This is a genomic window from Streptomyces sp. NPDC058663 (assembly GCF_042716745.1).
In the GTDB taxonomy this organism is placed as follows: domain Bacteria; phylum Actinomycetota; class Actinomycetes; order Streptomycetales; family Streptomycetaceae; genus Streptomyces.
This window is the reverse complement of record NZ_JBHXRV010000017.1, coordinates 52711-65404: the sequence shown is the minus strand read 5'-3', so window position 1 is coordinate 65404 and position 12694 is coordinate 52711. Positions and strand designations below refer to the sequence as shown.

1 protein-coding gene is annotated in these 12694 nt (G+C 75.6%); it reads right to left on the bottom strand.

Going from position 1 to position 12694, the window contains the following annotated elements:
- Position 1: 1 nt before the first annotated feature.
- Positions 2 to 12598: an amino acid adenylation domain-containing protein gene (locus ACFWVV_RS14935; protein WP_384353713.1), complete on the bottom strand. Its 12597-nt coding sequence runs from the start codon at positions 12596 to 12598 to the stop codon at positions 2 to 4.
- Between the last annotated feature and the right edge of the window lie 96 nt (positions 12599 to 12694).

The window sequence follows — 12694 nt, the reverse complement described above, 5'->3', positions numbered from 1 at the left end:
TTCAATTCTCCCAGTCCGAGGCCAGTTCGTCCTCGAACTCTTCGATCTCGCTCTGTGTGATCTCTATAAGCCCCACGTCGTGCGGGGTCAGGCCGCCCGCGTCGGGCCGCTGCGCGTAGCCGGCCAGCGCGGTGAGCGCCTCGAACCAGCCGTCCGCCAGGGCCTGTACGTCCTCCTCTGCGATCACTCCGGGAGCCCAGGACCACTTGGCGCCGAGCCGGGGTCCCTCCTCGCTCTCCTCGACATAGGCGTTGATCTCGACGGCGTGCGCCAGCGGGGTCGCCGGGTCCTCGCCGTCGGGGCGGGGCAGGCCGGTGGCCACCGACCAGTCGCCGCTCTCGCCGGGGATGAACCGGCCCAGGTAGTTGAAGCCGATCTCGGCGCCGGCCAGTCCCTCGAAGGCGGCGGCGGTCTCCGGGTTGAGGTGGCGCAGCATCCCGTAGCCGAGGCCCTCACCGGGGACGGCCCGCAGCTGTTCCTTGACGTGCTTGAGGACCGTGCCCGCGGCGGCTCCCGCGCCGAAGGCCTCGGCGAGGTCGGCGCCGCCGGTGTCCAGCAGGACCGGGTACAGGGCGGTGAACCAGCCGGTGGTGCGGGAGAGGTCCAGCGTGCCCGTGGTGTCGCGGCCGTGGCTCTCCACGTCGATGAGGACGGGCGCGTGGGCGTCGCCGCGGTGCTGGGCCGCGGCCATGGCCAGGCCGGCCAGCAGGACGTCGTCCACGCCCGCGCCGACCACCGCGGGGGCGGTGGTGAGCAGGTGTCCTGTGGTCTGCGCGGGCAGGGTGCGGCGCAGGGTGCGCGCGCCGGACAGGACGTCGGTGGCGGGGTCCAGGGGGCGGGCGGCGAGCGGGCGCGGGGCGCGTCGCAGGGTGCCGGTCCAGTGGTCGAGTTCGGCCAGGGTGCGCGGCTCCGCGGCGCGCTCCGCGGCCCGCTGGGCCCAGCGGCGCAGGGAGGTGCCGCCGGAGCCCAGGCGGGGCTCCGATCCGGCCAGGACCTCCTGCCAGGCCTGGTAGAGGTCGGGCAGCAGGATCCGCCAGGACACCCCGTCGGTGGCCAGGTGGTTGACGGCGACCAGGAGCAGACCGCTCTCCTCGCCCCGGTCGAACCAGACGATCTCGACCATGGCGGCGTCGTCGGGGGCGAGCCTGCCGACGGCGGCCTTGCCGTGGACCCGTACGGCCTCGGACAGTTCGTCCTCGGTGAGGTCCCTGGCGTCCATCCGGCGCACCAGGTCCTCGGCCCGTACGGCGCCGGCGGGGTGCACCTCGACGGTCCAGGTGGTGGCGTCGTCAGGGTCGGCGACGGAGACCTGGAGGCGCAGGCTGTCGTGGCGTTCCAGCAGGGCCCGCACCACGGCGTGCAGCTTCGGCAGGTCGAGGGCGGCGGGTGCGCGCAGGAGGGTGGTCTGGTTGAACCGGTCCATCGGGGCGCGGCGTTCGGCGAGCCAGTGCAGCATCGGCCAGGCGGGCAGGGTGCCGACGGGCTCGTCGCTCTCGCCCTCCTCGGCGTCGACGGCCGCGGCGGCCGCCCTGGCCAGTTCGGCGACCGTGCGGTGGGTGAAGACGTCGGCGCCGGTGATCCGCAGTCCTTCCCTGCGGGCGGCGCTGACCAGCTGGATGGCCATGATGCTGTCGCCGCCGAGGTCGAAGAACGCGCCGTCGGGGTCGACGGAGCCCTCGGGCAGGCCGAGGGTCTCGGCGAACAGCCGGACCAGGATCTCCTCCTCGGCGCCTTCGGCTGCCCGGCCTTCGGCGGTGCCGAACTCGGGGGCGGGCAGGGCCTTGCGGTCCAGTTTGCCGATGGGCGTCAGCGGCAGCTCGGTCAGTTCGACGATCGCGGCCGGGACCATGTAGTCGGGCAGGGTGCGGCCCAGGTGGGCGCCGAGTGCGGCCCGGTCGTAGCCGTCGCCGGCGACGGTGTAGGCGACCAGGCGCTTGTTCCCCGGCCGGTCCTCGCGGACGATCACGGCGCAGGCGGTGACGCCGGGGGCGGCGGCCAGGGCCGCCTCGATCTCGCCGAGTTCGATGCGGAAGCCGCGCAGCTTGACCTGTTCGTCGGCGCGTCCGGCGAATTCGACGAGGCCGCGGGACGTCCAGCGGGCCAGGTCCCCGGTGCGGTACATCCGGGTGCCGGGGGCACCGTAGGGGTCGGCGGTGAAGCGGCCCGCGGTGAGGTCGGGGCGGTTCCAGTAGCAGCGGGCCAGGCCGGTGCCCGCGGCGTACAGCTCACCGGTGACGCCCGGCGGCACCGGCCGCAGCGCGTCGTCGAGGATGTAGTGGCGCATGGCGTCCAGGGAGCGGCCGATGGGGACGCTGTGCGAGCGGGCGTCGAGGTCGGCGGCGTCGACGCGGTGCGACAGCGCCATCACGGTGACCTCGGTCGGCCCGTAGGCGTTGACGACCCGCAGGCCGGGGGCGTGTTCCAGGATCCGCCGGACGGCGGTGCCCGAGACGACGTCGCCGCCGGTGGCGACCTGGCGGACGGAGGCGAAGACCTCCGGGATCTCCTGGGCGAGGACCCGGAAGAGTCCCGCGGTCAGGAACAGCGAGGTGATCGAGTGGTCCTCGATCAGTGCCCGCAGGTCGGCCACGTCCAGGTCGCCGGGCGGTGCCACGACGACCTGCCCGCCGCGCAGCAGCGGCACCCAGAACTCCAGGATGGAGCCGTCCCAGGCGTGCGGGGAGTGCAGCGGCACCCGGTCGGTGACGCCGTCCCAGCAGCGGTCCTGGGCGAGTTGTACGAGGTCTCCGTGGGTGATGGCGACGCCCTTGGGCAGGCCGCTGGAGCCCGAGGTGAACATCACGTACGCGAGGTTCTCCGGGGCGATGTCCACGGCGGGGCAGGTGTCGGGCATGCCGTCGGTGCCGGTTTCGGCGAGCACCAGCGCGGCGTCGGTGCCCAGGCCCTCGGCGCGGGCCCGGCAGGCCTCGTCGACGATCAGCAGGGGGGCCTGGACCTGGTCCAGGAGCCAGTCGAGGCGCTCGTCGGGGTTGGCGGTGCTGAGCGGGACGTAGGCGGCGCCCGCCTTGACGATGGCCAGCAGGGTGACGGCGAGGGCGTCGGAGCGTTCCATCAGGACGCCGACGCGGGCCTCGGGCCTCACTCCCCTGCGCACCAGGGTGTGGGCGAACCGGTTGGCGCGCGCGTCCAGTTCGGCGCGGCTGAGGGTGCTGCCGGCCCACCGGAGCGCGGGTGCGCCGGGGTCGGCGGCCAGGTGCCCGGCCAGGGCCCGGGGCACGGTGGTCGCGGGGAGCGGGGCGGGGGTGTCCAGCCAGCTGCCGAGGATCTGCTCGCGCTCGCCGTCCACGAGGACGTCGTGGACGGAGACGGGGGTCTGCGGGCGGGCGGTCAGGGCGTCGAGGAGGGAGACGAGGCGGCGGGCGATCCGGTCCACCGTGGCGGCGTCGAACATGTCGGCGCTGTACTCGACGGCGCCGCTCCAGTCGACGGGGGTGCCCGCCTCGCCGAGGCGTTCGGTGAGGGTGACGGTGAGGTCGAACTTGGCCACCGTCGGGTCCACCTGGCGCGGCACGGCGGTCAGTCCGGGCATGGCGGCCAGCTGCGCGAGGGCCGTGCCGCCGGAGCTGTCCAGGCTGAGCACCACCTGGAAGAGCGGGTGGCGGGCGGCCGAACGCTCGGGGCGCAGGACCTCCACCAGCCGCTCGAACGGCACGTCCTGGTGGGCGAAGGCGGCCAGGTCGGCCTCCCGCACCCGCTCCACCAGTTCGGCGAAGGTGGGCTCGCCCGACAGGTCGGTGCGCAGGACGAGGGTGTTGACGAAGAATCCGACCACGTCGGCCAGTGCCTCGTCGCCGCGGGAGGCGACCGGGGAGCCGATCGGGATGTCGGTGCCTGCGCCGAGGCGGGAGAGCAGGGCCGCCAGCGCGGCCTGCACCACCATGAACGGGGTGGCCCGCAGTTCCCTGGCGACCTCGCCGACCCGCTCGTAGAGTTCCCGCGGCACGGCGAAGGCGTGCCGGCCCGCGCGGTGCGGGCCGACCGCGGGGCGGGGCCGGTCCACCGGCAGCGTGAGCTCCTCCGGAAGTCCCGCCAGCACCCCTTGCCAGTGGTCGAGCTGGCGTTGCATCTCGCTGCCTTCGGCGCCGTCGCCGAGCCGGGAGTGCTGCCACAGGGCGAAGTCGGCGTAATGCACGGGCAGCGGTGCCCACGCCGGGGCCGCTCCGGCGCAGCGGGCGGTGTAGGCGGTGGCCAGGTCGCGGGCCAGGACCGGCATGGAGGTGCCGTCGCCCGCGATGTGGTGGACCACGACCAGCAGCACGTGCTCCTCGGGTCCGACCGCGAACAGCCGTGCTCGGATGGGCAGTTCGGCCGTCAGGTCGAAGCCCGCCGCCGCCCCCGCGTCGATCCGCCCGGCGAGGTCGTCGGGGTGCACGGGCAGGACGGGCAGGTCGAGGGGGGCCTCGGGGAGGATCCGCAGCCGGGCGTCGGTGCCGTTGCCGGACGGGTCCTCGATCAGGGTGCGCAGGCTCTCGTGCCGGCGCACCACGTCCCCGAGGGCCTCGCGCAGGACGCCGACGTCCAGGGTGCCCGTCAGCTGGAGTGCGATCGGGATGTTGTACGTGGCGCCGGGCCCGGTCAGCCGGTCCAGCAGCCACAGCCGCTGCTGGCCGGGCGAGAGCGGGATGCGCTCGGGGCGCGGGCGCGCCGTGAGGGCGGGCAGGCCGGCGCCCGCCGCCCCGGCGCTGCGGCGGGCCAGCGCGGCCGGGGTGGGTGCCTCGAAGAGTTCGCGTACGCCGATCTCGACGCCGAGCGCGGCCCGGATCCGGGCGGTGAGGCGCATCGCGAGCAGGGAGTGGCCGCCGAGGTCGAAGAAGGAGTCGTCGACGCCGACCCGGTCGACGCCCAGCACCTCGGCGAAGGCGTCCACGAGGAGTTCCTCGGCCGGGGTGGCGGGGGCGCGGCCCGCGCTGCGGGCGGGGGCCTGCGGGGCGGGCAGCGCCTTGCGGTCCAGCTTGCCGTTGACGGTCAGCGGCAGCCTCTCGAGCACGACGACGTGCGAGGGCACCATGTGGGACGGCAGCGCCCCGGCCACCGCCTCGCGCAGCTGCTCCCCCGTGCCGGGTCCTGTCTCGCCCTCGGTGACCACGTAGGCCACCAGCCGCCGGTCGCCGGGGTTGTCCTCCCGTACGACGACGGCCGCCTGGGCCACCTGCGCCAGGGCGAGCAGGGCCGCGTCGATCTCGCCGAGCTCGATGCGGAAGCCGCGCAGCTTCACCTGGGCGTCGGCCCTGCCGAGGTACTCCAGTGAGCCGTCGGCGCGGCGCCTGGCCAGGTCGCCCGCGCGGTACATGCGGGTGCCCGGCGCGCCGAACGGGTCGGCGACGAAGCGGGTCGAGGAGAGGCCGGGCCGGTGGGCGTAGCCGCGGGCCACTCCCCCGCCGGAGACGTACAGCTCGCCCACGACGCCGACGGGCACCGGCCGCAGCCGCTCGTCCAGGACGTGCACCCCGAGGTCGGGGATGCCGGTGCCGATGGCGCCCACGACTCCGGCGCGCACCTGCTCGGCACTCAGCCTGCGGTAGGTGACGTGCACGGTGGTCTCGGTGATGCCGTACATGTTGACCAGGGCGGGGGCGTCGTCGGCGTGCCGCTCGTACCAGGGCAGCAGGCGGGCGGGGTCGAGGGCCTCGCCGCCGAAGACGACCGTGCGCAGTGAGAGCGGGGCGCCGCCGGCGGCCTCGTCGGCGCGGATCAGCTCGTGGAAGGCGGAGGGGGTCTGGTTGAGGACGGTGACCTTCTCGCGCACCAGCAGGTCGAGGAAGGCGGCCGGCTCGCGGGTGACGGCGTGCGGGACGACCACCAGGCGGCCGCCGTGCAGCAGCGGGCCCCACAGCTCCCACACGGAGAAGTCGAAGGCGTAGGAGTGGAAGAGGGTCCAGGTGTCGTCGGCGCCGAAACCGAACCAGTGGTCGGTGGAGTCGAAGAGCCGCAGCACGTTGCGGTGGGTGACCACGACGCCCTTGGGGATGCCGGTGGAGCCCGAGGTGTAGATGACGTAGGCGGCGTGGTCGGCTGCGGCGGCGGGCGCCGGGTCGGTGTCCTCCTGACGGGCCAGGGCGGCGGTGGTGCTGTCGTCGTCCAGGGCCAGCCATGTGTCGTCGCCGCCGAGTGCGGCGGCGGTGACGCGGGTGGCGACGGTGACGGCCGGCCGGGTGTCCCCGAGGAGGAGGGCCACCCGCTCGGCGGGGTAGGCGGGGTCGACGGGCAGGTAGCCGGCCCCGGACTTGAGGACGGCGAGGACGGCCACGGCCAGGTCGGTCACCCGGGGCAGTGCCAGGGCGACGAACCGCTCGGGTCCCGCGCCGCGTTCGGTCAGCAGGCGGGCGAGCCGGTTGGCCCGCCGGTTGAGTTCCCGGTAGGTCAGGGCGGCGGGTGCGCCGTGTTCGTCCTCGCCGGTGACGGCGACGGCGTCGGGGCGGGCGGCGGCGACGGCCTCGAAGCGGCGGACGATCGAGTCGTCGGCGGCGACGGGGGCCGCCGGGCCGGCCGGGGTGTGTGCCCAGTCGGTGGCGAGCAGGCGGCGCTCCTCGGGGGCGAGCACGTCGAGGTCGGCGACGGGCGCCGCCGGGTCGGCGAGGGCCTGGCCGAGCAGCCGTACCAGGCGCTCGCCCAGTTCCTCGACGGTCCGCGCGTCGAACAGGTCGGCGCTGTACTCCAGGCCGGCCGAGATCCCGGCGGGGGCGTTCTCCTGCGTCAGCCGCGGGCGCAGGTGCAGGACGAGGTCGAACTTGGCGGTGTCGGAGGTCAGCTGGAGCGGTTCGACGGCCAGGCCCGGCAGCCCTTCCAGGGACTCCAGGGCGCGCATCTCGTCGTCGCCCCATTCGACGACCACCTGGAAGAGCGGGTGGCGGCCGGCCGAGCGCTCGGGGCGCAGTGCCTCCACGAGCCGCTCGAAGGGCACGTCCTGGTGGGTGAAGGCGGCCAGGTCGGCCTCCCGCACCCGCCCGACCAGTTCGGCGAAGGTGGGCTCGCCGGACAGGTCGGTGCGCAGGACGAGGGTGTTGGCGAAGAGGCCGACCACGTCGCTCAGGGCTTCGTGGGAGCGGCCCGCGACCGGGGAGCCGATCGGGATGTCGGTGCCGGCGCCCATTCGGGAGAGCAGGGCGGCCAGCGCGGCCTGCACCACCATGAACGGGGTGGCCCGCAGTTCCCGGGCGAGCCGGGTCAGTTCGCCGTGCAGGGCGGCGGGCAGCTCGAAGCGGTGGCGGCCGGCGCGGTGCGGTCCGGCTGCCGGGCGGGGCCGGTCGGTGGGCAGGGCGAGTTCCTCGGGCAGCCCGGCGAGCACGGTCCGCCAGTGGTCGAGCTGGCGTCCGAGGACGGAGGCGGGGTCGTCCTCGTCGCCGAGGGCGTCGCGCTGCCAGAGGGCGAAGTCGGGGTACTGCGCGGCGCTCGCGGGCAGCTCGGGGGCGGTGCCCGCGAGGCGGGCGCGGTAGGCGGCGACGAGGTCGCGGGCGAGGACCGGCACGGAGGCGCCGTCACCGGAGATGTGGTGGACCACGACCAGCAGGACGTACTCCCGGGCCTGGGCGGCCTGGGCGGCCTGCGCGGACTCCGCAGGAGACTCCTCCCGGGCCTGTGCGGACCTCGGGGCCTGCGGGGAGGACTCCTCCCGGGCCTGTGCGGACCCCGCGGCCTGCGCGGCCTGCGGGGAGGACTCCTCCCCGGCCTGAGACTCCTCCCGGGCCTGTGCGGACCTCGGGGACGACTCCTGCCGGGCCTGTGCGGGCCCCGCAGGAGACTCCTCCCGCTCCTCCGCGACGACCGCGAACAGCCGTGCCCGGACCGGCACTTCGGCCGTCAGGTCGAAGGGGCGGGCGATGTCCTCGGCCAGGGCCGCGGCCAGGGCCTCGGCGGTGACGTCGGTGCGCTCCACGTCGAGCGTGGCGGGCACGATCCGCTGGTACGGGCCCTCCTCGTCCTCCGCGATCAGGGTGCGCAGGCTCTCGTGACGGCCGATCAGGTCGTTGAGGGCGGCGGTGAGCGCCGCTTCGTCGAGGTCGCCGGTCAGCCGCAGCGCCATCGGGATGTGGTAGGCGCTGTTCGGTCCGTCGAAGCGGTCGAGGAACCACTGCCGCTGCTGGGCGTACGACAGCGGAAGCCGCTCGGGGCGGGGCAGCGAGCCCGGTGCGCCCGTCCGCCCGCCGGGGACGCCGGTGGCGGCCCTGGCGAGTTCGCGGACGGTGGGCGTCTCGAACACCTCGCGCACCCCGAGCTCCACGCCGAGCACGGCGCGGGCGCGGGCGACCAGCCGCATGGCGAGCAGGGAGTGCCCGCCGAGGTCGAAGAACGAGTCGTCCACGCCGACCCGGTCCACCCCGAGCACCTCGCCGAAGACACCCGCGAGGAGCTCCTCGACCGGGGTGGCGGCCTCGCGGCCGAGCGGGGCGGCGAGCTGCGGGGCGGGCAGGGCCGCCTCGTCCAGCTTGCCGTTGACGGTGACCGGGAGCCGGTCGAGTACGACGACGGCGGCGGGCACCATGTGGTCGGGGAGCCACTCGCGCAGCCGGGCGCGCAGCACCTCGGGCAGCACGGTGGCGCCGGGTGCGGGCACCGCGTAGGCGACCACGCGCCGGTCGCCGGGGCGGTCCTCGCGGACGACGACGGCGCTCGCGGCGACCTCCGCGTTGCGGACGACGGCGGCCTCGATCTCGCCCGGTTCGATGCGGAAACCGCGGAGCTTGATCTGCCGGTCGGCGCGGCCCGCGTAGACCAGTTGGCCGTCCTCGCGCCAGGTGGCCAGGTCGCCGGTGCGGTAGAGGCGGCTGCCCGGGGCGCCGAAGGGGTCGGCGACGAAGCGGGTCGCGGACAGTGCGGGCCGGTCGAGGTAGCCGCGGGCCAGACCGGGCCCGGCGACGTACAGCTCACCGGTGACGCCGACCGGGACGGGCTGCAGGTGCGGGTCCAGGACCCGGACCGCCTGTCCCGGCAGGGCGCAGCCGATGGGCGGGACGCCGGGGCCGGAGAGCGGGGCGCTCATGGTGGCGCAGACGGTCGTCTCGGTCGGCCCGTACGCGTTGATCATGCGGCGGCCCGCCGACCAGAGTTCGGCGACCTGCGGGGGGCACTGCTCGCCGGCGACGGTGAGGCCGCGCAGGGTCGGCAGGTCCTCGGGGCTCATCTCGCGCAGGGCGGCGGGCGGCAGGGTGGCGTGGGTGACGCCGTGGGCGGCCATGGTGCGGGCCAGCGGGGCGCCGGGCAGCAGTTCGTCGCGGGACGCCACGACGAGGGGGACGCCCGCGAGGAGGGTGACGACGACCTCCGAGACGTACGCGTCGAAGCTCGGCGAGGCGAACTGCAGGACCCGGCTGTCCTCGGTCAGGCCGAAGGCGGTGCGCTGGGCGCGGGCCAGGGAGGGGATGCCGCCGTGGGTGACCACGACGCCCTTGGGGCGGCCGGTGGAGCCGGAGGTGTAGATGACGTACGCGGCCTGGTCCGCGCGGAAGGTGCGGTCGGGCACCGGTCCTTCCGCGGTCAGGTCGCGGGTGTCGAGGTCCAGGCGGCGGGTGCCGGTGTCGGGCAGTGCGACGTCCGAGGTGGTCAGGACCAGGACGGGGGTGGCGTCGGTGAGGGTCTGGGCGATCCGCTCCGCCGGGTGGGCGGGGTCCACGGGGACGAACGCGCCGCCCGCCAGGGCGACCGCGTGCAGGGCCACCACCAGTTCGGGCGAGCGGGGCAGCACGATCGCCACCCGCTGCTCGGCGTCGACCCCGGCGTCCGCGAGGATCCGGGCGAGTGCCCCGGCCCGGACGGACAGGTCGCGGAAGGTCAGGGTGCCGCTGTCGGAGACCACGGCGGGTGCGTCGGGGGTGCGGTGCGCCTGGTCGAGGAAGAGCTCGGGCCAGGAGCGCGGGTCCTGGGCGGCCGCGGCGCCGTGGCCGAGCTCCAGCAGGGCGGTGCGGGCGGCCGCGCCGTGGGCGGCGATCCGGCCGACCGGGGTCGTGGGCTCGGTGACCAGCGTGTGCAGCACCCTGCGCAGCAGCCGGCCGATCTCGGCGATCCGCGTCGCGGACAGCACGTCGGGGCGGTGGTGCAGGCGCAGGTGCAGTCCTTCGGCGGTGGTGCTCGCCTCCATGGCGAGGGCGTAGTGGGTGACGGAGTGGTGGCCGACGGCGCCGGCCTCCAGTCCTGCCCGGCGGGCGACGTCCCGCAGGGCGTCGGTGTCCAGGGGGTAGTTCTCGAACACCATGGAGGTGTCGAAGAGTTCGCCGTGTCCGGCGGCCCGCTGGATGTCGACGAGGCCGAGGTGGTGGTGCTCGACCAGGCGGGCCTGTTCGAGCTGGAGGCGGCGGGCGAGGTCGCCGGCCGGCTCGTCGGCGCGCAGGGCCGCCCGCAGCGGGAGGGTGTTGATGAACAGGCCGACCATGCCGGCCACTCCGGGCAGGTCCGCGGGCCGCCCGCTGACGGTGGTGCCGGTGACCACGTCGTCGCGGCCGGTGAGGCGGGCCAGCAGGAGCATCCACGCGGTCTGCACGAGGGTGTTGACGGTGACGCCCAGCCGGCGGGCGGCGGCCTGGGCGTCGAGCCCGTCGACGACGACGTCGTGCTGTCCCGGACGCTGCCTTGCCGGGGCGGGGCCGTGCGCCAGCAGGGTGCCCGAGTCGAGCCCCGCCAGGGCGTCCTGCCAGGCGGCGGCGGCCGCCTCGCGGTCCTGGCGGGCCAGCCAGGCCAGGTACTCGCGGTGCGGGCGGGCCTGCGGCAGCTGCTCGCCCAGGTAGTGGGACATCAGCTCGCCGAGCACGACGGGCATCGACCAGCCGTCGCGGACGCTGTGGTGGGCGGTGACGACCAGGGTGTGGCAGTCGCCTGCGGAGGCGAGTGTCCAGCGGATGAGCGGTGCCCGCGTGATGTCGAAGCCGCGCCTGCGGTCGGCCTCGCACAGCGCGTCGAGGGTGTCGGTGCCGGAGAGTTCGACCTCGGTGAGGTCCAGCGGCGGGTCGGCCAGTACGACCTGTACGGGGGTGCCGTGCGAGGTGCGGCGGAAGACGGCGCGCAGGGCCGGGTGGCGGCGCTGCACCTCGGTGGCGGCGGCGCGCAGCCGGTCCCGGTCCAGGGGGCCCGTGAGGGCGACGCTGAGCTGGGAGACGTAGGGGTCGTCGGCGCCTTCGCCGTACTGGTGGTGGAAGAGCAGGCCCTCCTGGAGCGGGGCGAGCGGCAGCAGTTCGGCGACGTCGCCGGCCGCTTCCAGTTCGCGGATCTCCGCCTGCTCCAGGGGCAGCAGCAGGTCGGAGGGGGTGTGGCCGCCGGCTCCCGGGCGCTCGCCGTAGGCGGCGAGGCCGCGCAGCGCCGTGAACCACAGTTCGGCGAGGCGGGCGGCCCCGGCGTCGTCGACCAGGGCGCGGGCCCAGGTCCAGGTGGCGACGAGTTCGGGGCCCTGCGGGCCTTCGTGGGCGGCCGCGTTGACCTCCACGACGTGCGAGAGCGGTACCTCGGGGGCGTCGTCGGCGCCCACCTCGGCCAGTTCCCAGCCGGCGCTCAGGGCGCCCGCCAGGGTGACCCGGCCGAGGTAGTTGAAGCCGATCTGTGCTTCCGGGAGGCCGTCGAAGAGCGGTGCGGTGGCGGGGTCGGTGTAGCGGGCGAGGCCGTGGCCGACGCCTTCGCGGGGGGTGCCGCGCAGCCGTTCCTTGACGGCGCGCACGGCGTCTGCGGCGGCGTCGGTGCCGTCGAGGACGGCCTGGGGTCCTGCCGGTGCGGTGTCGAGCCGTACGGGGTGGGTGACGGTGAACCAGCCGACGGTGCGGGAGAGTTCGGCGCCGGGCACCAGCTCCTCGTGGCGGCCGTGGCTCTCGACGTCGACCAGCAGTCCTTCCCGGTCGCCGCGCCACAGCGGTACGGCGGCGGCCAGTGCGGTCAGCAGCACGTCGTCGGGGGTGGCGTGGAAGGCGGCGGGCAGGGCCGCGAGGACCGCGGCGCTCACGTCGGCGGGCAGCCGCAGGGTGAGCCGGCCGGCGTCGCCGCGCAGGTCGAGTGCGGTGTCCAGGGCGCGGGAGCCGAGCTGCGGGTCGCCCGCGGCGAGCAGTTCGCGCCAGTGGTCCGCGTCGTCGGTGGGCAGGGCGCTGACGTCGTGCGCCCACTGGGCGAAGGAGGTGCCCACCGGCGGCAGGCCGCTCGCGCGTCCCGCCACGGCGGCCTCCCAGGCCTGGACGAGGTCGGGCACGATGATCCGCCAGGACACGCCGTCGACGGCCAGGTGGTGGACGACGAGCAGCAGCCTGCCGGGGAGCGCGGTGCCGCGGTCGAACCAGACGGCGCGCAGCATCCGTCCGGCGGCCGGGTCCAGCAGGTCGCGGACGGCGGAGGTGCGGTCGGCGACCAGGGCGGTGAGGTCCGCCCCGGTGGCGCCGGCGGGGACCTCGATGCGGGTGAGGTGGGTGCGGGCGAGGGCGGTGGCGCCCTCGGGTCCGACGGGCCGGATCTCGAACTCGTCGGCGCCCAGGGTCCGCATCCGCAGGCTCTCGTGCCGCTCCAGCACCGCCCCGAGGGCCTCGGTGAGGTGTTCCTCGGTGGTCGGGGGCAGGGTCAGGGTCAGGGACTGGTGGTACTGGGCGGTGCGTCCGCCGCGCGCCAGCAGCCTGCGCATCAGCGGCAGGAGCGGGGCCCGGCCGGGTCCCTGGCGGACGGTGGCCGCGGGGCCGGTGTCCTCGCCGAGCGCGGCGGCCAGGCGGGCGACCGGTAC